Source organism: Pseudomonas sp. IT-196MI5, from assembly GCF_949767415.1.
Taxonomy (GTDB): Bacteria; Pseudomonadota; Gammaproteobacteria; order Pseudomonadales; family Pseudomonadaceae; genus Aquipseudomonas.
The window spans coordinates 24550-46706 of sequence record NZ_CATKPZ010000010.1; the positions used below are offsets into that span (position 1 = coordinate 24550).

Below are 22157 nucleotides of genomic sequence, written 5' to 3' on the forward strand. Positions count from 1 at the left end.
ATCGAACAGCGAGAAGTTCAATCACACCTCTCGCTGTTGTGTTCAGGTTCCATTCAGTCCGGCTTGAAACAACTTTGTGCCAAAGTTTTCGGTCGGTAATGATTTCAGTTCTTTTCTTGTAATAGGGTGTTCCAGTCTTCGGCATTCACAATGCCGAGCACTTGCAGTTGCCCATGACCATCGATGTGGACAAACAGCGCGCTGGTGTACTCGGCGTCCTTCGCCGAATGCTTGAAGCCTGTCTGCTTTTCAAAATCAGCGATGCAACCGCTGTGGGTCATCAGCACCAGGTTACGGTGTGCCACCTTGTGCGCCACGACATCGTTACGCAGGGTCGTGCCGCAGGTCGCCAGCCACTCCTGGGTCCGCGGGTCGCTGTTGAACATGTAATGTGCGGTCTGCACGGTGCGCGTCACCGGGCTGGTGAGGATGTCGGTTTGCGTCAAGCCCAGGCGTGCCAGGCCTTGCCCGACACCGGCGGCCGCTTCACTGCCGACACGGGTGATACCGTCGGCCGGGCCCAGGCAAGGATTGCTGGAACGGTCGCACCGCTCGGCATGACGAACCAGCACCGCGATCTCGCCGGCACCCCATAGTTGCAGCAATTGGGTCCGGGCTTGCGCGCCCTCATGCGCCAGGTTGGCCGGTGATTTCGGCCACAGGACAAAACAGGTGGCAAGCACGGCAAGGGTCAATGCACCAATGGCCGCGACCGATTTAGACAGACGCGAAGACGGTTTACGCGAGACGGAGTTGACCAAGTTTGTCCACCGATTGGAGCGCCAGGGAAGTGCTGTTAAACAACACTTGAAACAGCGCGAAAAATGACCGCCGAGACTAAGTCAGCGAATTAATTGCGGCCCACGTTAAATCAGAGCAGGTGTCGGAGCGGTGAAAGGAATGTGAAAAAATTGCAGAGGGGGTTGCGGTGGGTAATTAATCTGTTACCGGATTTTTTCTCTTGTACTCCAGCGGGGAATGACAGCGGGAAACAGAAGGGACATAAGGAATGGGATTAACGACGAACTTGCCACCGTTAATCCCCAGAGAGGAAACCCGTTCAGGGCGAAGGGCAGTTCGCCTGTGGTCTGGCGGCAGCCTGGCTGATCAGCGCGGCCAGCCGTTTGACGTTGTTTTGCTGGGCAAGCACTAGGTCATCGATGTTCGCGCCTGACGGCGTTTGCAAGGTGCTGCGGCAAATCACCCGTGCCGTGTCACCGATGCCGACACTGCGCAGGCGCCATTCCACGTCCATCAACGCGTATTGACCGGGGACCGAGTCAAAACGCTGCACATCGACCCGCACCGAATATTTGCCTTTTGCAGGACTGTTACTCAATTGATCGGCCAGCGCACTGCGCAATTCGTCCACGAGAGTCGCGGCCCACCATTGGGATTCCAGGATCGCCAGGCCACTGTTGCCCTCGCGAATGACGATCTGCGCACGATCGACCTGGGGCGGCACGCTGATCGTCTCGATCTGAATCGCCCCGACGCTGGTCCTTGAGTGATCGCCCGCCTGGGCCGGGGTCAGGGTGTGGAAGTGAATCGGGTCACTGCGGCAAGCGGCGAGCAGCAACATCGCGGTGACCAGTGTGAGCTTCAGCGGAAAAGCCATGGGTGTTGCTCCTGTGTTCAATTGCGCGGTGGCCCTTGCAGATCCACGGGCGCGGCATTGTTCGGACGGCCGCGAAGCAGCGATTCCGGATGCCGTCCCAGGTAATCCGAAAGATCACGCAAGGATCTCGACGTGCGTCCCAGTTCATCCAGGGTTTGCCCCAATTTTTCCCGTTGCGGTGAATCCTCGGCCAAGGTCGAACTCGCGGATTGCAAGGTCGAATTGGCCGTTACCAGGGTCTTGCTGACGTCCGCCAAGGTGGTCTGCACGCCAGGCAGGATCTTGCCGTTGAATTGCATCATGCCTTTGCGCAGTTCGACGAGATTGCCGTCGAGATTGCCGGCAATACGCTCGATCGGCAGTTTGTTGATCTTGTCGACCATGGATTCGAGTTTTTCCTGCAACTGCTCGAGGCTGCCGGGAAGGGTCGGAATCATGACCGGGCGAGCCTTTGTATCGAAGGCGACTTTGTCAGCCTTGGGGTAGAAGTCCAGGGAGATGTACAACTGACCGGTCAGGAAGTTGCCAGTGCGGGCCTGGGCACGCAGGCCGTTTTCGATAAAGGTGCCGATCAGACGCACACTGCCGGCTTCGTCATTGGGGTCATGATTGAGCGCCTTGAGCATTTTGAGGTGGGCCTGGCCCAGGCGTTGCGGGTAAATCACGATGCCGACGTTGACCGGAAAGGAGCGTGTTTTCTCGTCGTAATCGAGATTGACCGCCACCACCTTGCCGATATCCACGCCGAGGAATTCCACCGGTGCATCGACCTTGAGCCCGCGCATTGCCTGGTCGAAACGCATGGCCAGGTACTGCGGTTTGCCGTTAGGCGGGGCGAGGGCGGTTTGCTGGTCTTCGAACAGTTCGTAGGCGTACTCGGCAGCCGCAGGTTTATCGTCAGGGCTGTAGTCGGGTGCGCGGAAGGCAATACCGCCCACCAGCAAGGAAGACAACGATTCGGTCTTGACCGCAAAACCGTTGGCGCCGACGTTCACGTCAATGCCGCTGGCGTTCCAGAAACGGGTGTTTTCGGTGACGTACTTGTCGTTGGGTGCATGGATGAACAGCTCGATGTTCACGCCTTTGCCATCCGGGTCCAGCGCGTAGGCCACCACCTGACCCACCGGGATCTTGCGGTAGTAGACCGGAGAGCCGATATCCAGCGACCCCAGATCCTGTGTGAACAGGGTGAAACGCTTGCCCGGCTCGCCGTAGGTGATAGGCGGCGGATTCTCCAGCCCCTTGAAGTGTTTTGCCCGGCCGTTGGCCTGGCCGATATCGGCACCGATGTAATCGCCCGACAGCAGCGTATCGATGCCCGACACACCGCCAGCGCCAATGCGCGGCCGCACGACCCAGAACTGCGAGTCTTCGCGGGTAAAGCTTTCGGCCTGTTTTTCCAGTTTGATGGTGGCGTTGACGCTCTTCTGGTCAGCGCTCAGCTCCACATCGGAGACATGACCGATCACGACATTGCGGTATTTGACCTCGGTTTTATTCGCGGTCAGGCCGTCCCCGGTCTTGAACGTGACAACGATGGTCGGGCCTTGTTGCAGAATGCTGTGAACCACCAGCGAAATACCCACCAGCACCGCGACGATCGGTACGATCCAGACCAGCGAAACGCTGAAACGGCTGGTCTTGATCGGTGCCGGCCCGAGGGCTTGCGGCCCGTCAGTGGCTTGTGACTTCATCCGTGACCTCCTCATTGTGTGGGTTTTCCCGTTCTTTATCCCAGATCATGCGTGGATCGAAACTCATGGCCGACAGCATGGTGAACACCACCACCAGACCAAAAAACAGAATGCCCGGGCGCGGTTCGATGTCGGCCAGGGCCTGGAATTTCACCAGCGAGGCCACCAGGGCGACCACGATCACATCGAGCATCGACCAGTAACCGATGACCTCGACGAAGCGGTACAGCGTCGACCGCTCTTTGCGTGCCCACTCGCTGTCGCGTTGCACGGTGACCAGCAGCAGCGTGATGGCGACGAACTTGATGCCCGGCACCGCGATACTGGCAATGAAAATGATCAGGGCGATGTCCCAGGCTCCGGCTTCCCAGAACTCCAGCACGCCGCTCATGATCGTGCTGTCGGCGCCATGGCCGACCATTTTAGTGTTCATTACCGGCAGCAAATTGGCGGGGATGTAAAACACCAGGGCGGCGATCATGTAGGCCCAGGTCCGGTTCAAGGCATTGGTTTTGCGTCGATGCAAAGGCGCGCCACAGCGTTCACATTCGTGAGGTTCGCCCGTCATGTCGCAGGCGAATCCGCAGGTATGACACAGGCACAGGTTGAGCTCGTCGGCGTACGGAGGCGTGCTCATAGGATGTCCCATAGTTCGCGGATATCGCGCCCGGCGATACGGATCATCATCAGGCTCAGCGCCGCCAGGGCGAACAGCCCTATGCCGGGTAGCACATCGAGCAGACCGGCGAGCTTGATCACCGCGACCATGGCGCCCAACAGGCAGACCTCGAGCATGCTCCAGGGCCTCAGGGTTTCCAGCCAGCGCATGCAGAATTTGAATCCGGGCGAGCGTTGCCGGGCGAGGGCGAAGCCCAGCACCCAGATCAGCAGCAACAGCTGGAAAACCGGCGCGATGACCATGGCGATTGCCGCCACCATGGCGATGAACGTGATAGGTCCCAGGCTCAGGGCAAGCACCGAGTCCCAGAGCGTTGCACTGTTCTTCACGCCCTTGAGACTGATGCTCATCACCGGATAGAAATTGGCGAATATCCAGAGCATCAACGCTGTGAAGGTCAAGGCGAGACGCTGTTCCACCGTGAGGCCGTTATAGCGTTGAAGTACGCCGCCGCAGCGCGTACACAGGGTTTTCTGATGTTTGGCGAGCGTGACTTTCTGGTAAACGCTGTCGCAGTGCTCGCAGATGATCAGTTGATCAGTAGATGCCATGGGGCAAGCTCGACAGAAGGCAGGAAGTTCAGAGCACCCCCTCAATATAGAGGTGACTTGCGATTGAGCAAATCGAATGTCGCAACCTTAACACTATCCGCCGCCCGGGAATGCCTCGACCCAAGGTATTTCATGGGGAAACCAGCGACGAACGATTTTGAATTCTTTTGCTTGCAATGCGCGTTTTGATAATAACCGTACTAGGCTGACTCGGGTGCCTTGAGTAGCAACAGGCTTTTCATTTTTTTGGCAGTTGAATGCTTGGAACTAACCAGAGGGCATGGTTTTGGGGTAACTCACCAGGGTCCGGTCTCGGATTACTTGAAAACACGTAGCCGGCCACAAGGATCCGTCCCGATAAAGGAAGGTCGCCATGAATAGACTCTCGCATCGCTCAAGGTTCTACATAGCAGGTTCATTACTGATAGCGCTTAACGGCATGGCCCAGGCAGCACAAACAGAAAAACCCAATATCCTGTTCATCGTGTCCGACGACACCGGTTACGGGGATCTGGGGCCCTATGGCGGCGGTGTCGGCCGCGGCATGCCGACACCCAGCATCGACGAACTGGCCGCTGAAGGCACAACCTTTTACTCGTTCTACGCACAACCGAGTTGCACGCCAGGGCGAGCCGCCATGCAGACCGGGCGCATCCCCAATCGCAGCGGCATGACCACCGTGGCCTTCCAGGGTCAGGGCGGTGGTTTGCCCGCCGCGGAGTGGACGCTGGCCTCGGTGCTCAAGACCGGTGGTTACGAGACCTACTTCACCGGCAAGTGGCACCTGGGTGAAGCCGACTATGCGATGCCCAATGCCCAGGGCTATGACGTGATGAAGTACGTCGGCCTCTATCACCTCAATGCCTACACCTACGCCGACCCGACCTGGTTCCCCGACATGGACCCGGAAACCCGGGCGATGTTTGCCCAGGTGACCAAGGGTGCACTCTCGGGCAAGGCCGGAGAGAAGCCGGTCGAAGAGTTCAAGATCAACGGCCAGTATGTTGATACGCCGGTCATCGACGGCAAACCCGGTGTAGTCGGAATTCCCTACTTCGACGGTTATGTGGAAAAGGCTGCACTGGAATTCCTCGACACTGCCGCCAAATCGGACAAGCCGTTTTTCATCAACGTCAACTTCATGAAAGTGCACCAGCCGAACCTGCCGGCACCGGAGTTCGTCCACAAGTCGATTTCCAAGTCCAAGTACGCCGACTCGGTGGTCGAACTGGATACGCGCATCGGCCATATCATGGACAAGCTCAAGGCGCTGGGCCTGGATAAGAACACGCTGGTGGTTTACACCACCGACAACGGCGCCTGGCAGGACGTTTACCCGGATGCGGGCTACACGCCTTTCCGGGGCACCAAGGGCACCGTGCGCGAGGGCGGTAACCGGGTGCCTGCGATCATGGCCTGGCCCGGAAAAATCAAACCGAACGCCAAGAACCACGACATTCTCGGCGGCCTCGATTTGATGGCGACCTTCGCCTCGGTGGCCGGTATCAAGTTGCCGGAAAAGGACCGCGAAGGTCAGCCGATCTTTTTCGACAGCTATGACATGACCCCGGTGATTACCGGCACTGGCCCCAACCCACGTAAAGAGTGGTTCTACTTCACCGAAAACGAGTTGTCGCCAGGGGCCGCCCGTGTGGGCAACTACAAAGCCGTGTTCAACCTGCGCGGCGACGATGGCGCCCAAACCGGTGGCTTGGCGGTGGACACCAACCTGGGCTGGAAAGGTGCCACCAAGTACGTGGCGACGGTGCCTCAGGTCTTCGATTTGTATCAAGACCCACAGGAGCGCTATGACATCTTCATGAGTAACGTCACCGAGCGTACCTGGACCATGGTGCCGATCAGTCAGGCGATCAACAAACTCATGCAGACCTACATCAAGTATCCGCCTCGCAAGATGCAAAGCATGACCTATGACGGGCCGATCGAATTGTCCAAGTATCAGAAGTTCCAGTCGGTTAGGGACGATTTGAAGAAGGAAGGCATTAGCATTCCGATGCCAAACTAGCCCTGCAGCGGCGCAATGCTGTTCAGTCAAGGAAATTGAAGGAGCGAGCTTGCTCCTACAGAGGACCACATTCGCTTAACTGAACAGCATTGCCTGCAGCAGCGGTCAGTGCTTTACCCGATCAACCCAGCACTTCCCGCATCCGATACCAGAACATGCCAAGGGCCAGCAACGGTGAACGCAGGGCGCGTCCGCCGGGGAAGGTCATGTGCGGCACGGCACTGAACACGTCGAAGCCTTTACTGTGGCCGGCATGGATCGCTTCGCCCAACAACTTCGCGCACCAGTGGGTCACGTTCAGGCCATGGCCAGAGTAGCCCTGGGCGTAGAACACGTTCGGGTGCTGGCTCAAGCGCCCGACCTGCGGGAAGCGGTTGGCCGAGATGCCGATCTTGCCGCCCCACTGAAAGTCGATGCGCACATTGGCCAGTTGCGGGAACACCTTGAGCATTTGCGGGCGCATGTAGGCGCTGATGTCCGAAGGATCACGCCCGGAATAATGGCACGCGCCACCGAACAGCAAGCGCCGGTCAGCCGAGAGCCGGTAGTAATCCAGCCCGACTTTCTGATCGCACAACGCGAGGTTGTGCGGGATCAGTTTTGCCGCGGCCTCTTCCGACAACGGCTCGGTGGCGATGATGTAGCTGCCCGCCGGGAGCACCTTGCCGCTGAGCTTCGGTTCCAGCTCTTCGAGATGCGCGTTGCACGCCAGCACCAGCGTGCCGGCGCGCACCGTGCCGCCGGCGCAACGGACCTGCACCGTGCTGCCGTGGAGCAACTCCAGCACCGGACTCTGCTCGAAGATCTGCACACCAAGGGACTCGGCGACCTTCGCTTCACCGAGCGCCAGGTTCAGTGGATGCAAATGCCCCGAGCCCATGTCCACCAGGCCACCGGCATACACACCGGAGTTAACCACCTGCTCACGAATTTGCTCCGACGCGACCAGCCGGGTTTCAAAGGCATAGCCAGACTCGATCAGCTCTGCCTGCTCGGCCTTCAACGCGTTGAACTGGGCCGGCGTATTGGCCAGTTCACAGAAGCCCCAGCGCAGGTCGCAATCGATGCCGTGTTCGCGGATGCGATTGGCCACGACTCGCACTGATTCGGTCCCGGCATGTTCCAGGTATTGCACGCCATCGGTGCCGATGTGCCTGGCGAAACCGCTGACGTCATGACCGATGCCACGAATCAACTGGCCGCCGTTGCGCCCGCTGGCGCCCCAGCCAATCCGCCGGGCCTCCAGCAGGACCACCGAGAGCCCTCGCTGGGCCAGTTCGATGGCGGTGTTGATGCCGGTGAAACCCGCGCCGACCACGCAGACATCGGCCTCAAGATCCGAGGCCAGCGCGGGACGCTGCCGCATGCCCCTGGCGGACGCCGCGTAATAGGAGAGGGTGTGTTCCTTGGTGTACTGATTCATTGGTTGGACTTCACTTTGCTCCACGAGCGGGTCATCAGGCGCATGATCGACTGCGGCGGCGTGGTGGAGATGTAGAGTTTGTCGAGGACTTCCTGGGACGGATAAACCTCGGGATTGCTGACCAGTTCAGGGTCCATGTACTGCTTGGCGGCCGGATTCGGGTTGGCATAACCGACCGATCCGCTGACCTTGGCAATCACTTGCGGGTCCAGCAGGTAGTTGATAAAGGCGTGGGCTTCTTTCGGATTGCTGGCGTCGGCGGGGGTGGCCAGCAAGTCGAACCACAGATTGGCGCCTTCCTTGGGAATGGCGTAGGCGATGTTCACGCCGTTCTTGGCTTCCTTGGCGCGGTTGGCGGCCTGGAACACGTCACCCGAGTAACCGAAGGCCACGCAGATATCGCCGTTGGCCAGGTCCGAGACGTACTTGGAGGAGTGGAAGTAGGTGATGTAGGGGCGGATCTGCAGCAGCTTGGCTTCGGCCTTTTTGAAGTCCTCGGGGTTTTCGCTGCGCGGGTCCATGCCCATGTAGTTGAGCATCGCGGGGAACACTTCGTCCGCCGAGTCCATCATCGACACGCCGCAGGCGCTCAGCTTCTTGATGTTTTCCGGTTCGAACAGCACGGCCCAGGAGTCGATCTTGTCGATGCCCAACACAGCCTTGACCTTGTCGACGTTATAGCCGATGCCGTTGGTGCCCCACAGGTACGGTACCGAGTGCGCGTTACCCGGATCGTTTTTCTCCAGCAGCGCCAGCAGTTTCGGGTCAAGGTTCTTGAAGTTCGGCAGCTGCTCGCGATCGAGCTTGAGGAACGCGCCGGCCTTTACCTGGCGGGCGAGGAAGTGGTTGGACGGCACTACTACGTCATACCCGGTGCGACCGGCAAGCAGCTTGCCTTCCAGGGTTTCGTTGGAATCGAATACGTCGTAGATCACCTTGATTCCGGTTTTCGCCTGGAAGTCGGCGAGGGTGGTTTCGCCGATGTAGTCGGTCCAGTTGTAGACGCTGACCTGGGGTTGGGCCTGGGCAACGGCGCTGAACAGAACCGCCAGCGCGGCCGGGACCATGGATTTCAAAAGACGCATGTCGATACCTTCTTGGAATTATTGGATTGTTCAGGTGGTTCTTTGGTGGTCTGTCGGCCCTCATCGCGAGCAAGCTCGCTCCCACATTTGAAATGCGTTCCCCTGTGGGAGCGAGCTTGCTCGCGATGAGGCCGTTACGGACAGCGAAGATCTCAGACGCTGAGCATCAGGAACTCACGCTCCCACGAACTGATCACCCGTTTGAAGTTTTCATGCTCGGCGCGTTTGACCGCGACATAGCCGCGCACGAACTTGCTGCCCAGGTAGCGGCCGATGGTGTCGCACTCTTCCATTTGGGTCAGGGCGTCCTCGATGGTGATCGGCAGGCGCAGGTTGCGACGCTCATAGGCGCGGCCCTGTACCGCAGCGCTCGGCTCGATACGCTCGACCATGCCCAGGTAACCGCACAGCAGGCTGGCGGCGATGGCCAGGTAAGGGTTGGCGTCAGCGCCCGGCAGACGGTTCTCGACGCGCATCGCGTCCGGGCTTGAGGTCGGCACGCGCAGGCCGACGGTGCGGTTTTCTTCGCCCCATTCGACGTTGACCGGTGCCGAGGTGTCCGGCAGGAAGCGGCGGAACGAGTTGACGTTCGGCGCGAACATCGGCAGCACTTTCGGGATGTACTTCTGCAAGCCACCGATGTGGTGCAGGAACAGCTCGCTCATGTTGCCATCGGCATCGGCAAAGATCGGCTGGCCGGTGGCAATGTCCACCACGCTCTGGTGAAGGTGCATGGCGCTGCCCGGCTCATCGCCGACCGGCTTGGCCATGAAGGTTGCCGCCACGTTGTGCTTGAGCGCCGCCTCACGCATGGTGCGCTTGAACACGGTGATCTGGTCGGCCAGGTCCAGGGCGTTGCCATGACGGAAGTTGATTTCCATCTGCGCCGGGCCGTCTTCGTGGATCAGCGTGTCGAGGTCCAGACCTTGCAGCTCACACCAGTCGTAGACGTCTTCGAACAGCGGGTCGAATTCGTTGGCCGCATCGATGGAGAACGACTGCCGACCGCTTTCGGCACGGCCCGAACGGCCCATCGGCGCCTTGAGCGGCAAGTCCGGGTCTTCGCAGCGCTGGGTCAGGTAGAACTCCATTTCCGGCGCCACGATCGGCCGCCAGCCTTTGTCGGTGTACAACTGCAGGACTTTCTTCAGCACGTTGCGCGGCGACAGTTCGATCGGGTTGCCGAACTTGTCGAAGGTGTCGTGGATCACGATGGCGGTCGGCTCGATGGCCCACGGCACCACGTAAACGGCGTCGGCATCCGGCTTGCAGACCATGTCGATGTCGGCCGGGTCGAGCAGGTCGTAGTAGATGTCGTCGTCGACAAAGTCCCCGGTTACCGTTTGCAACAGCACACTTTCCGGCAGGCGCATGCCTCGCTCATGCAGGAATTTGTTGGTGGGTGCGATTTTGCCGCGTGCAATGCCGGTCAAGTCGCTGACGACGCACTCGACTTCGGTAATCTTGTGATCTTTCAGCCAAGTGAACAGCTGATCGAAAGGGACATTCATAAAGACCTCGTTATTGGTTTTATTAACGCCAGGGGAGGCCGGTTTCATCCGCCGGACACTTCCCCTGTAGCGCGTTGACGTCTATCTTGTGCGAGCCTTGCGGTTCCATCTATCCACTTTAAGCAGCACGAAGCGCACCAAAAGAGTGCGTAAGGTCGCCCCATGACAGGTTCCAATTCACTCCAGGTCCAAGCCTTCAACACCGCAGATGTCGCCGAGCAAATCCGCGCCACGCCGGGCTGGGTCCAGCATTACCAACAGATGTCGCCGGGGCATTTCGCGGGCAGGGTGCGCTATCTGGATCTGCAGGGCGTGGAGATTTACGAGGAGTCGATGAACACCCGGGTCGAGCAGAATTTCAGCGCGCCCCAGGGTTCGTTGTCGTTCTGTTTCGATCGCGGCGACAACGCGCTGTACGTGTTGAATGGCGAAAGTCGCAACATCTGGATCACCCCGGAGAACTACCAGGAAATCGCCGTGGTGTTCGGGCCGGAGTTCGTAAAACGTCATAGCCTGGACATCGCCCGACTCGAAGGGCTGTTCATGGCGCCGCTCAACTCCCGGCAGAACGCGCTGTTCTGCCGCTGGCTCAGCGGGACCTTGACGCGGCTGTCGCAGACCTTCGATCCACCGAGCCGCGAAGCGCTGACCCAGCAACTGCTGGAAGACTGTCTGTTCATTCTCGACAACGCCTGTGTCGGCCTCGACCAGGGTGCCTTGCAGCGTCGTGCGGGAGAGCGGGCGATCATGAAACGGGTAGGGGAATGGGCGGCGGACACCCCGGAAGAACACCTCAACCTGCTGGAACTGTCCCAGGTGGCCGGGGTTTCACTGCGCCAGTTGCAGCATGCGTTCAAGACCTACACCGGCATGGCGCCGACCCAATGGCTGCGCCTGCGCCGCCTCAACAGCGCCCGCCGCGAATTGCTCAGCCGCACGCCCACGCAAACCACCGTGGCTGAAGTGGCCATGCATTGGTCGTTCTGGCACCTGGGGCGGTTTTCCAGTAGCTATCGCGCGCTGTTCAACGAGCTGCCGAGTGACACCCTCAAGCGTGCGAGTACCACTCAGTCAAGTGGCCGCGGCCGACGTTAGAACGTCGGCGGCGTAATCACCCAGATCACCACTGCATCGACATCGCCAGGGTTGCCATAGCGGTGTGGTTCCTGGCTGGAAAAGCTGAAACTGTCGCCTTCGTTGAGCTGGAAATGGCGCTCACCGACCCACAGCTCAAAACTGCCGGACAGCAGATAACCGGCTTCTTCACCGTCGTGACTGTAGCTTTGCTGACTGTAGGTGCCGGGCGGGAAACGCGAGTGGAGCATTTCCAGTTGGCGGTTGGCTTGCGGTGTCAGCAACTGGTCGACGATGCCGTCTTCGTAATGCACGTTCAGGCGGCTGTGCTTGCGCACCACGACGCCATCGTCCTCGGGGGCGGTAACCGCTTCACTGGCGAAGAACCACTGGATGGTGACGCCGAGGCTGCGGGCAATGTTGAACAGCGCCGGAATCGACGGATACGCGAGGTTGCGCTCCAGCTGGCTGATGTAGCCGGCGGTGAGCTCGCTCTGTTGCGCCAGTTCCGCCAGGGTCATGCCCCGGCGTTTACGCAGGCCGCGAATGCGCGTGCCGAGGAAATGCGGTTCGGCGCTGCCGGTTGCGGGCTGTGATTTGCTGTTGTTGCTCATGGAAAGTTCCGAACCGGGATGGGGACCACAATCCCCTGTAGGAGCGAGCTTGCTCGCGATGGTCGCTAACGATAACGCTGGAAGCCTGACACCCAGTGGTGTTCTCGGGTTCATCGCGAGCAGGCTCGCTCCTACAGGGTTGGTGTTAGCCGTTAAAGCCCCGGAGTATAAACAGCCTTAAAGCTCCCACGCGACTTTCAGGCCTTCATAAATCGCTTCCTCGGCGGTGCGCGGCGCCAGGCAGTCGCCGATGCGGCGCAACTCCACCAACCCTTGCAGTTCAGCACCCAGGGTATCGACCGGTTGATGGCCCTGGCACAGCACCAGCGTATCGATGTTTTCCATCAGCATCGGCTCGCCGCTGGCGGTGTGTTGCAGGTACACCGTGTTGTCATCGCAGCCATACAACCGCGCGTACGGCGTGATCGGCACGCCCAACTTATGCAGCTCGCCGGCCAGTTGATCGCGCACGTACAGCGGCAGGTTTTCCCCGCAATGGGTGCCGTTGACCGCCAGTTGCACCTGGTGCCCGGCGCGCACCAGGCGTTCGGCGATGCCGGGGCCGATCCAGTCGCAGCGCCAGTCGACCACCACCACCGAACGGCCGATCTGCACCTCGTCACGCAGCACCTGCCAGGCGTCCACCACCTGTAATTCGCCGCCGCGCTCAAAGTGCGGCCAGTACGGCTCGGCGCCGGTGGCGATGATCACCATGTCCGGTTTTTCCTGCTCCACCAGTGCCCGGTCGACTCGTGTATTGCGCACCACACGCACGCCGGCCAGCTCCATTTCCCGTTGCAGGTTGGTGCTCGCTCCACCGAACTCGCTGCGTCGTGGCAGCAGCTGCGCGAGCAACACCTGACCGCCCAATTGTGAGCTGGCTTCGTACAGCGTCACCTCATGCCCGCGCCGGGCCGCGACGGCGGCAGCTTTCATCCCGGCCGGACCACCTCCGGCGATCATGATGCGTTTGCGCTGCGGCGCTTGTCGGCGTTCGCCGAAGATCAGCTCGCGCCCGGTTTCCGGGTGCTGGATGCAGGAAATCGGCAAGCCTTTGTGAAAGTGGCCGATGCACGCCTGGTTGCAGGCAATGCACGCCCGCACGTCTTCGACGCGGCCGCTGTCGGTCTTGTTGGGCATTTGCGGATCGCAGATCAGCGCCCGGGTCATGCCGCACACATCGGCCTGGCCGCGAGCCAGAATCAGCTCGGCTTCCTGGGGCTGGTTGATGCGCCCGGTGACGAACAACGGAATGTTCAGACCGGCCTTGAACGTCCCGGCTTCTTTAGCCAGATACGCCGCTTCGATCGCCATGGGCGGCACGATATGCACCGCACCGCCCAGGGAGGCGGATGTGCCGGCGACGATATGCACGTAATCGAGCTGCGTTTGCAGTGACTGCACGGCGGCCAGGGATTCGTCTTCGGTCAGGCCTTGCGGATCGCGTTCGTCGGCGCAAATGCGCAGGCCGATGATGAATTGTTCATCGGTGGCCGCGCGCACGGCTTTGATGACTTCGCGCAGGAAACGCAAACGCTGTTCCAGCTCGCCGTTGTAGCCATCGGTACGCCGGTTGACCCGCGGATTGATGAACTGCGCCGGCAGGTAACCATGACTGGCCACGACCTCGACGCCATCGATGCCGGCCTGATGCAGGCGGCGGGCGGCAGCGGCATAACCGGCGACGATCTCGTCGATCATGGCCTGGTCCAGCGCCCGGGGCATCACCCGGAACCGTTCGTTGGGCACCGACGAGGCGGAGTAGGCCACCGCCAGCAGGCCATCGCTGGACTCCATGATCTCCCGCCCCGGATGGAACACCTGGGACAACACCACGGTGCCATGGGCATGGCAGGTTTGCGCCAGTTGGCGGTAGCCCTCGATGCACGCATCGTCGGTGGCCATCAGCACATGGGAGGTGTAGCGCGCACTGTCATGCACGCCGGCCACTTGCAGCACGATCAGCCCGGCACCGCCTTCGGCACGCGCCCGGTGATAGGCGATCAATTGCTCATTGACCAGGTTGTCGGTGGGCATCGAGGTGTCGTGACCGCTGGACATGATGCGGTTCTTCAGACGCTTGCCACGGATCTCCAGGGGTTCGAACAGGTGCGCGAAGGCGGGTGTCGAGGTCGGCATGGTGCGGGTACTCCAGGCAGGCTGACCTGTGTAGGAGCGAGCTTGCTCGCGATGCACTTGAAAGCGACGCGTTCATCCAGACAACACGCGTTATCGTTAACGTCCATCGCGAGCAAGCTCGCTCCTACAGAGGCATTCAGGTTTTCGGCGTTGTTATTATTGCGCTATAGAAATTTACCCTTAGTAAAAAATCAATCTATTTATTTACTTGCTGAGGCGTGGGAAAGGTATTCACAACAGGAGAGCAGGCAGTCGGGGTAGCCCAAACGGGAGGGTAATGTGGGAGATGTCCATGGCCAGGGGCGCTGGCTTCTAATCGCGCTTCGGTTTCTGCGGCGCGACCTTTGCTGCCCCAAGACAACGCTGAATGACTTGCTTCAACCCGTCATTGTTTTCTGGCAACGAGAATGCTGCAGTCAGTCGTTTGTCACCTGCTTTGGCCGGGGCTAAAGAAAGGTTCAGTGATTGACCACGTGAAGCATCGCTCGCCCAATAGGCCAACTCAGCGCGCGGAATGCGGGTGCTGATCGCGAAGATGGCACCGACCTGGAAAAAACCGCCGTAGTTCCAGCTACCGGATACCTGATGATCGACGGTGGTGAGTTTTCCAATGGTGATGCGTAAGGGGCCATCTGCAGTGGCATCCGGACCTTCAAAAGGATCGCTGTCAAAGCCCAGTGCGGCGGGTGCGATCTGCAGCGCAAGACCGGCGCCTTGAGTTTGCGGGTGGCAACTGACCAGCAGGGTGGCATTGACGTGATAATCGCCGTAAGCGCTGTCGCCATAGGTGCGGGCGGTCAGCATGGGGTTATCGGCATAAGGTTGCTCCAGCAACCATACGGGGTGCGCTGAGCGGATCGGCTGAATTGCGTCGGCTGACTTTTCACTTGCCTGCGCATAAGCATCGAATGGTGGAACACAGATGGCAGTCAGCAACGTAACGCAAAGGGCCAGGATAAAGTGAAGTGGGCGAAACATAAGGGCGATCTTCCGCAAGCTGGATTTTCCAGAGTAATGGGAAATCAAACACGGCGCCCGCGAAGATGCCCAATGCGTGCTGCACACCCACACCCGATCCGGGTGCGCGATGGCGGACCTGGGCGACAAATCGGGACTGATCTGAGACCTCGGCTGTCAGGGCTGACGTCATCGCGAGCAGGCTCACTCCTACAGGAGAAGAGTGTGTACGCAAAATCTGTGAACTACCCAAATACTGTAGGAGTGAGCCTGCTCGCGATGGGCGCGCCACGGTCTACCAGACTGGCAACTGACTGGAGACTTGGCCCGCTCTTGCTGTACATTCGTTCAGCCCGCCGCTAACCCGTGCGGGCCTGAACGATTGAACCAAGGAGCGTGTCGCCGATGAATCAGGAAACCCGTTTTTCCCGCATGGAACCGGAGTTGCGCAAAGCCAACCTGATCGAAGCGACGCTGGTGTGCCTCAAGCGCCATGGTTTCCAGGGCGCGTCGATCCGCAAGATTTCCGCTGAGGCCGGGGTCTCGGTGGGGCTGATCAGTCATCACTATTCCGGCAAGGACGAACTGGTGGCCGAGGCCTACATGGCGATCACCGGGCGGGTCATGACCCTGCTGCGCGACGCCATGGAGCAAGCCGCGCCGAATGCCCGGGAGCGCTTGTCGGCGTTTTTCCGCGGATCGTTTTCCGCCGAACTGCTCGATCCGCAACTGATCGATGCCTGGCTGGCGTTCTGGGGCGCGGTGAAAACCGCCGAGGCCATCAACCAGGCCCACGATCATTCCTATGGCGAGTATCGCGGCATCCTGCGCAAGGTGCTGGCGGAACTGGCCCGGGAGGAAGGCTGGGAAAACTTCGACGCCGACCTCTCCGCCATCAGCCTCAGCGCCTTGCTCGACGGCTTGTGGCTGGAGTACGGGCTGAACCCAGGTACCTTCACCCCGGAGCAGGGTATCCAGATTTGCGAGGCCTGGGTCGACGGGTTGCAGGCCGGCGGACGCCAGCGCTTCTGCGTGCAGACGAGCGACTGTTGATCAGTCGTTCAGCAATCGATACTCTCTGGCGCCGATGCAGGAAAACACTCTAATAAGAAACTGGCCTTCGGGCCTGAGCCGGACACCAAGCGATGACTCCTCGGGTATTGATCGTCGATGACGATCCGCTGATTCGCGATCTGCTGCACGCCTACCTGTCCCAGGAAGGCTACGACGTCCATTGCGCCGCCACGGCGGAACTGGCGGAAACCTTCCTCGCCAGCCAGAACGTCGACCTGGTGATGCTCGACATCCGCCTGCCGGGCAAGGACGGCCTGACCCTGACCCGTGAACTGCGGGTGCGTTCGGAAGTCGGGATTATCCTGATCACCGGGCGCAATGATGAAATCGACCGCATCGTCGGCCTCGAATGCGGTGCCGATGACTACGTGATCAAACCCCTCAACCCAAGGGAGCTGGTGTCCCGGGCGAAAAACCTGATTCGCCGGGTACGTCATGCGCAAACGCCACAGCCTGCCGTCGCGATGGCCAAGCCGGTCAAGCAGTTCGCCGACTGGTCGCTGGACACCGACCGCCGCCGCCTGATCGATGCGTCCGGCAGCGAAACCCTGCTGACCCACGGCGAATACCAGTTGCTCAGCGTGTTCCTGCGCAACAGCGGCCACACCCTCAGCCGCGACCAGTTGATGGACCAGATCCGCAACCGCGAATGGGTGCCCAACGACCGCTCCATCGACGTGCTGGTCGGGCGCTTGCGCCGCAAGTTGCACGACGACCCCGCCGAACCGCAGTTGATCATCACCATCCATGGCGCCGGTTACCTGTTCACCGCTGGCGTGGCAGCCTGAACCTGATGGCGCGATGGCTCTGCCTGCTGGCGATGCTGGTGGCTGGCCATGCCGTCGCGGCGGACAAGGTTCGCTATTGCGATTACCCGGTGTACCCGCCGATCTCCTGGAGCGACGGCAAGCAGGTGCGCGGCCTGGCGCCGAGCGTGGTGAAAAACCTGTTCGGCCAGTTGGGGTATGAGGTCGAGATTATCGTGCTGGGCAACTGGAAACGCTGCCTGCTGGACGCCGCCGAAGGCCGGGTCGATGTGGTGCTGGCCTACAGCACCGCGCAACGCGAACAGAGCATGCTGTTCTCGACGGTGCCGGTATTGCGTGAAGAAGTGGCGCTGTTCGTCAACCGCCAGCATCCGGTGAAATTCGAACAACTGGACGACCTGGCCCATTATCGTGGCGGCCTGCTATTCGGCGAGAGCTACGGTGTGGCGTTCGATCGCATGGTCGCGCGCAACAACAATATCGAATGGGTTTCCGACAGCCACCAGAACTTCGGCAAGCTGATTCGCGGGCGCATCGACTTCATCACCCAGGAGCGGCGCACCGGCCAGCTGTACGTGGAAAACCTGCCCGGCGGCCAGGACATCGTTGCCTTGCCCAAGGCATTGAGCGTGGACTATCTGCGGGTCGCCGTGTCGCGGCGCTCGCCCTTGGCCACTCGCATGCCCGAGATCAATGCGCAGTTGCAGCGCATGGTCGATGCCGGTGACATCGAGCGCTGGCTCAACGAAAGCGAAGTGACCTACCGCGACATGATCAACCTGCCGGCGGATGCGCAATGATTCGCGCCCGTCCCGGTGGACTGTTGCGGCGCCTGTTGCTGTTCATTCTGTTGTTCAGCCTGTGCTTCACCGTGCTGGCCAGCAGCGTGCAACTGTACATCGAGTATCGGCGGGAAATGCGCGACATCGATTCGCGCATGGAACTGATCCGCGCCGGGTACCTGGCCAGCCTGGAACGCAGCCTCTGGGATTTGAACCAGGAGCAATTGAACGTTCAGTTGCGCGGGCTGGTGGACTTCTCCGACGTGGCGCGGGTGCACTTGACCAGCGCCGATTTCGACCTGGTACAAGGCAATCCGACCCCGGCGGGACCGCTGCGTATCGAGCGCTTTGCCCTGGACTATCAGCCGCCGTCCGGCCCGTTGCGCAGCCTTGGCGAACTGGAAGTGAGCACGGATCTGGGGGCGGTGTACCAGCGTCTCTACGCCACCGGTTTGACCAGCCTGTTGTGGATGGCGGTGTTCCTCTGCGGTCTGGCCGTTGCCTTGTCGGGCCTGTTTTATCGACTGGTGACCCGGCACCTGAAAGTCATGGCCGAGTTTGCCCGGCGCATCGCCGCCGGTGAATGGCAGGAACCCCTGCACCTGGACAAGCGCCGCGGCAGCGACGAAATCGACACCGTGGCCCATGCGCTGGATGACATGCGCCGGTCGATCCTGCGGGACATCGAGCGCCGGGAAACCGATCGCCTGGCCTTGCAGGACAACCGCGATGAATTGCTGAAAATGGTCGAGCGCCGTACCGCCAGCCTGATGCGCGCCAAGGACGAGGCGGAAGCGGCCAACCTCGCCAAGTCGCGGTTTCTGGCGACCATGAGTCACGAACTGCGCACACCGCTCAACGGCATCCTCGGTATGGCCGAACTGTTGCGCGGCGCGCGTCTGGATGCCCGGGACGGTAAGCGTCTGGACGCTTTGCACAAAGCCGGTGAAGGCTTGCTGACGATCCTCAATGAAGTGCTGTATTTCGCCAAGCTGGAGGAGGGCGTCAGCCATCCCGAACCGGTGGATTTCTCGCTGCGCCAGTTACTCGATGAGGTACTGACACTATTGGAACCGCGCGCGCTGAACAACGACACGATCCTCAGTTACCGGGTCGATCAGCGCATTGCCGAGTATCACCACGGCGCCGAGCAGTTCCTGCGCCAGGTGCTGAGCAACCTGCTGGCCAACGCGATCAAGTTCACCGAAGGCGGCGAAGTCAGCGTCGAGGTGGCGCTTTTCAGCGAAACCGGCGAACAGACCGGGCAGCGCCTGCGGGTCAGTGTCACGGACGACGGCATCGGCATTGCCCCTTTGATGCAGGCGAAGATTTTCGAGCGTTTCACCCAGGCCAGCGAAGAAGTCGCCCAGCGTTTTGGCGGCACCGGGTTGGGGTTGGCGATCTGCAAACATCTGGTGGAGCAGATGGGCGGCTGCATCGGCGTGGACAGTGAAGTGGGGCGTGGCAGTTGTTTCTGGTTCGAGCTTTGCCTGCAGCCGGCCAGTGCCGTGGTTGAAGTCGCGCCGGTTCGCGTGGCGGGGCCGGCACTGAACATTCTGGTGGTCGAAGACGTGGCGCTCAACCGCGAAGTGGTCAAGGGCTTGCTGCAACGGGACGGCCACCGGGTATGGCTGGCCGAAGAAGCGGATCAGGCGCTGGAACACTGCGCGGCGCGGGTTTTCGATCTGCTGCTGCTGGACGTGCATCTGCCGGGCATCAGCGGTGTCGAGCTCTGCCGGCAGATCCGCAACAGCGACGGGCCGAACCGCCATGCGCGCATTTTCGCCCTGACCGCCAGCGTGCAACCGGCGCTGGTGCGCGGTTATCTGGAGTCCGGCATGGACGGTGTCCTGGCCAAACCCTTGAAGCTGGAAAACCTGCGCCAGGTGCTGGAAGGGCATGCGCCTGTGGCCGAGTCGCTGCTGAGCGATGAGGCAATGGACTGGCCGTTGTTGCAGACCCATCGCAACCTGCTCGGCGAGCAAAAGGTCCAGAGTCTGCTGGCAGTGCTGCGCGACTCGATTCTCCAGCACCGCGATGGGTTGAATGAAGCCATGTCCGCCGATGACTGCACAGAGGTCGCGCAACTGGCTCACCGCCTGGCCGGCAGCTGCGATTCACTGGGCTTTCGGGCCTTGGCCGCCACCTTGAGGGCGTTGGAGACCTTGGCGCTGGCAAACGATGAATCGGCGATCGAGCGCCTGAGCCCCACGCTCGATGAGCAATTGCAGCACTCGCTCGATACCCTCGAAGGCCTGTTGCAGCGCTGACGTACAAATTTGTTACGACTTTGTACAACTTCGATCTTTACGGTCAACGCGAACTTACATGGCTTTCCAATAATCGACGCAACCGCCGCAGCGCGGTCTTCGAAGCTTATTGGAGATAATAATAATGAATTGCCGTAAAGCTGATCCCTCCCTGCGCCGCGACGTCCTGTCGCGCGCTGCACACCTCATTGACTGCTGAGGTGCCGACATGAACGAAAATACTGATCGTAAAGGCATACAGCTGACCCGCGCCCTGAAGAGCCGGCACATTTTCATGCTGTCGTTGGGCGGCGTCATCGGCACCGGGTTGTTCATGGGTTCCGGCGTGACTATCAACCAGGGCGGCCCGGTGGGGGCGATCCTGGCTTACCTGGTCGCGGGTTTCCTGATGTACCTGGTGATGGTCTGCCTGGGCGAACTGTCGGTACAGATGCCGGTGTCCGGTTCGTTCCAGACCCACGCCACCCAATACATCGGCCCGGCCACCGGGTTCATGATCGGTTGGGTGTACTGGATGAGTTGGGCCACCACCGTGGGCCTGGAGTTCACCGCCGCCGGCATGCTGATGACCCGCTGGTTCCCGGCGGTGCCGATCTGGTACTGGTCGGCGCTGTTCGTGGTGGTGCTGTTCGGCATCAATGCCATGGCCACCCGCGCTTTCGGTGAGGCCGAATACTGGTTTTCGGGGATCAAGGTCGCGGCGATTCTCGGTTTCATCGTGGTCGGCGTGCTGGTGATCTTCGGCGTGATGCCCCTGAGCAGCGGCGCACCGGCACCGATGGCGAGCAACCTGATCGGCGATTCGCTGTTCCCCAACGGTCTATCCGCCGTGTTCGCGGTGATGATGACCGTGGTCTACGCGTTCCAGGGGTGCGAGATCATGGGCGTGGCCGCCGGTGAAACCGATCAACCGGAAAAAAGCATCCCGCGGGCCGTGCGCAACGTGGTATTCCGCGTGTTGATCTTCTACGTGCTGGCGATCATCGTGCTGTCGGCCATCGTGCCGTGGCAGCAGGCCGGCCTGATGGAAAGCCCGTTCGTGCAGGTGTTCGACATGGTCGGCATTCCCTACGCCGCCGACCTGATGAACTTCGTGATCCTCACGGCGATCCTGTCGGTGGGCAACTCCGGCCTGTATGCCTCGACGCGCATCCTGTGGGCGATGTCGAAAACCGGCATGGCGCCGAAAAGCCTGTCGCCATTGAGCAAGCGTGGCGTGCCGCTGCGCGCCTTGAGCATCACCCTGTGCTTCGCGTTGGTGTCGCTGATGACCAGCTTCGTCGCCGCCGACACCTTGTTCATGGTGTTGATGGCGGTGAGCGGCATGGCCGGCACCGTGACCTGGATTGTCATCGCGTTGGCGCAGTACAAGTTCCGCAAGGCGTACTTGCGTGACGGCGGCAAACTCAGCGACCTGAAATACCGCGCACCGTGGTTCCCGATATTGCCGCTGATGTGCATCACGCTGTGCTGCTCGCTGTTCGTGTTCCTGGCCCTGGATGAAACCCAGCGTCCGTCGCTGTATTGGGGCTTTGGCTTCATTGCGCTGTGCTATGGCGCGTACTTCCTGATCCAGCGCAAGCGTCAGGGCGTGCTGACGCCGAGCTTGCCGACGGCGTAATCCCTTCAGATAACCACTTCCCCCTGTGGGAGCGAGCTTGCTCGCGATAGCGGTAGACCAGTCAACAGTGATGTTGAACCTGGTACCGCCATCGCGAGCAAGCTCGCTCCCACAGGGGGTTGCGGCGTTCGGTAAATTTGCGACTGGCCTCCTGTCACCAGTTGTTCGAAGTTGTAACAGCGCCAACGGCTTACGCTCGCGCATCTATAAAAAATTCAATAAAACCAAAACCTTATAGAGTTATAGAGCTTGTTACAGCTCATTTCCCCGCC

Annotated in this window: 18 protein-coding genes and 1 pseudogene; 8 read left to right on the plus strand and 11 right to left on the minus strand. The window is 60.5% G+C overall.

The window, feature by feature from the left end; genetic code table 11:
* Positions 1–104: 104 nt before the first annotated feature.
* From ACM6IK_RS07010 to ACM6IK_RS07030, 5 genes are all read right to left on the minus strand, one after another.
* Positions 105–761 (minus strand): histidine phosphatase family protein, encoded by a 657-nt coding sequence (locus ACM6IK_RS07010; RefSeq protein ID WP_414873712.1) that lies wholly within the window; start codon positions 759–761, stop codon positions 105–107.
* A gap of 299 nt (positions 762–1060) precedes the next feature.
* Positions 1061–1618 carry a membrane integrity-associated transporter subunit PqiC gene (locus ACM6IK_RS07015; protein ID WP_414873713.1) on the minus strand — a complete coding sequence of 186 codons (558 nt, stop codon included), beginning with the start codon at positions 1616–1618 and terminating at the stop codon, positions 1061–1063.
* Positions 1619–1635: 17 nt separating this feature from the next.
* A complete protein-coding gene (locus tag ACM6IK_RS07020; protein ID WP_414873714.1) occupies positions 1636–3312 on the minus strand; it encodes an intermembrane transport protein PqiB in 1677 nt (558 codons plus the stop codon).
* Positions 3293–3949 (minus strand): paraquat-inducible protein A, encoded by a 657-nt coding sequence (locus tag ACM6IK_RS07025; protein ID WP_414873715.1) that lies wholly within the window; start codon positions 3947–3949, stop codon positions 3293–3295. Before ACM6IK_RS07025 ends, ACM6IK_RS07020 begins: the two co-directional genes overlap by 20 nt.
* Entirely contained in the window at positions 3946–4542 is a 597-nt protein-coding gene (locus tag ACM6IK_RS07030) for a paraquat-inducible protein A (protein ID WP_108215786.1), read from the minus strand. Before ACM6IK_RS07030 ends, ACM6IK_RS07025 begins: the two co-directional genes overlap by 4 nt.
* 373 nt (positions 4543–4915) lie before the next feature.
* Here ACM6IK_RS07030 and ACM6IK_RS07035 point away from each other — a divergent pair, with 373 nt between their 5' ends.
* Positions 4916–6568 carry an arylsulfatase gene (locus ACM6IK_RS07035; protein ID WP_414873716.1) on the plus strand — a complete coding sequence of 551 codons (1653 nt, stop codon included), beginning with the start codon at positions 4916–4918 and terminating at the stop codon, positions 6566–6568.
* Positions 6569–6689: 121 nt separating this feature from the next.
* On the opposite strand, the gene ACM6IK_RS07040 is transcribed toward ACM6IK_RS07035, so the two are convergent.
* From ACM6IK_RS07040 to ACM6IK_RS07050, 3 genes are all read right to left on the minus strand, one after another.
* Positions 6690–7991, minus strand: coding sequence for an NAD(P)/FAD-dependent oxidoreductase (locus tag ACM6IK_RS07040; RefSeq protein ID WP_414873717.1), 1302 nt, complete (start codon positions 7989–7991; stop codon positions 6690–6692).
* A complete protein-coding gene (locus ACM6IK_RS07045) occupies positions 7988–9076 on the minus strand; it encodes a polyamine ABC transporter substrate-binding protein (RefSeq protein ID WP_414873718.1) in 1089 nt (362 codons plus the stop codon). The genes ACM6IK_RS07040 and ACM6IK_RS07045 overlap by 4 nt, the downstream gene beginning before the upstream one ends.
* 152 nt (positions 9077–9228) lie before the next feature.
* Positions 9229–10587, minus strand: a complete 1359-nt coding sequence (locus ACM6IK_RS07050; RefSeq protein ID WP_150813217.1) for a glutamine synthetase family protein — start codon at positions 10585–10587, stop codon at positions 9229–9231.
* A 162-nt stretch (positions 10588–10749) separates the two neighbouring features.
* On the opposite strand from ACM6IK_RS07050, the gene ACM6IK_RS07055 reads away from it, so the two are divergent.
* The gene (locus ACM6IK_RS07055) at positions 10750–11682 is read left to right on the plus strand and encodes a helix-turn-helix domain-containing protein (protein WP_414873719.1); all 933 of its coding nucleotides are present in this window, start codon (positions 10750–10752) and stop codon (positions 11680–11682) included.
* On the opposite strand, the gene ACM6IK_RS07060 is transcribed toward ACM6IK_RS07055, so the two are convergent.
* The 3 genes from ACM6IK_RS07060 to ACM6IK_RS07070 form a co-directional block, all read right to left on the minus strand.
* Positions 11679–12275, minus strand: coding sequence for a cupin domain-containing protein (locus tag ACM6IK_RS07060; protein ID WP_414873720.1), 597 nt, complete (start codon positions 12273–12275; stop codon positions 11679–11681). The genes ACM6IK_RS07055 and ACM6IK_RS07060 overlap by 4 nt on opposite strands.
* 177 nt (positions 12276–12452) lie before the next feature.
* Positions 12453–14414: an FAD-dependent oxidoreductase gene (locus tag ACM6IK_RS07065; protein WP_414873721.1), complete on the minus strand. Its 1962-nt coding sequence runs from the start codon at positions 14412–14414 to the stop codon at positions 12453–12455.
* 312 nt (positions 14415–14726) lie between these two features.
* Positions 14727–15392, minus strand: a complete 666-nt coding sequence (locus tag ACM6IK_RS07070) for a hypothetical protein (protein ID WP_414873722.1) — start codon at positions 15390–15392, stop codon at positions 14727–14729.
* A 49-nt stretch (positions 15393–15441) separates the two neighbouring features.
* Between ACM6IK_RS07070 and ACM6IK_RS07075 the strand changes: the two are divergent.
* The 6 genes and pseudogenes from ACM6IK_RS07075 to ACM6IK_RS07100 all read left to right on the plus strand — a co-directional run.
* Positions 15442–15534 (plus strand): annotated as a pseudogene (locus ACM6IK_RS07075) (class II aldolase/adducin family protein); the annotation flags it as partial.
* Positions 15535–15776: 242 nt separating this feature from the next.
* Positions 15777–16424, plus strand: a complete 648-nt coding sequence (locus tag ACM6IK_RS07080) for a TetR family transcriptional regulator C-terminal domain-containing protein (RefSeq protein ID WP_414873723.1) — start codon at positions 15777–15779, stop codon at positions 16422–16424.
* Positions 16425–16516: 92 nt separating this feature from the next.
* Positions 16517–17233 carry a response regulator gene (locus ACM6IK_RS07085; protein ID WP_414873724.1) on the plus strand — a complete coding sequence of 239 codons (717 nt, stop codon included), beginning with the start codon at positions 16517–16519 and terminating at the stop codon, positions 17231–17233.
* A 5-nt stretch (positions 17234–17238) separates the two neighbouring features.
* On the plus strand, positions 17239–18012 hold the full coding sequence (locus tag ACM6IK_RS07090; protein ID WP_414873725.1) for a substrate-binding periplasmic protein: 774 nt from the start codon (positions 17239–17241) through the stop codon (positions 18010–18012).
* Positions 18009–20264, plus strand: a complete 2256-nt coding sequence (locus tag ACM6IK_RS07095) for an ATP-binding protein (RefSeq protein WP_414873726.1) — start codon at positions 18009–18011, stop codon at positions 20262–20264. The genes ACM6IK_RS07090 and ACM6IK_RS07095 overlap by 4 nt, the downstream gene beginning before the upstream one ends.
* Positions 20265–20472: 208 nt before the next feature.
* Complete coding sequence (locus ACM6IK_RS07100; RefSeq protein WP_414873727.1) at positions 20473–21885, plus strand: amino acid permease; 1413 nt, start codon at positions 20473–20475, stop codon at positions 21883–21885.
* Positions 21886–22157 lie beyond the last annotated feature (272 nt).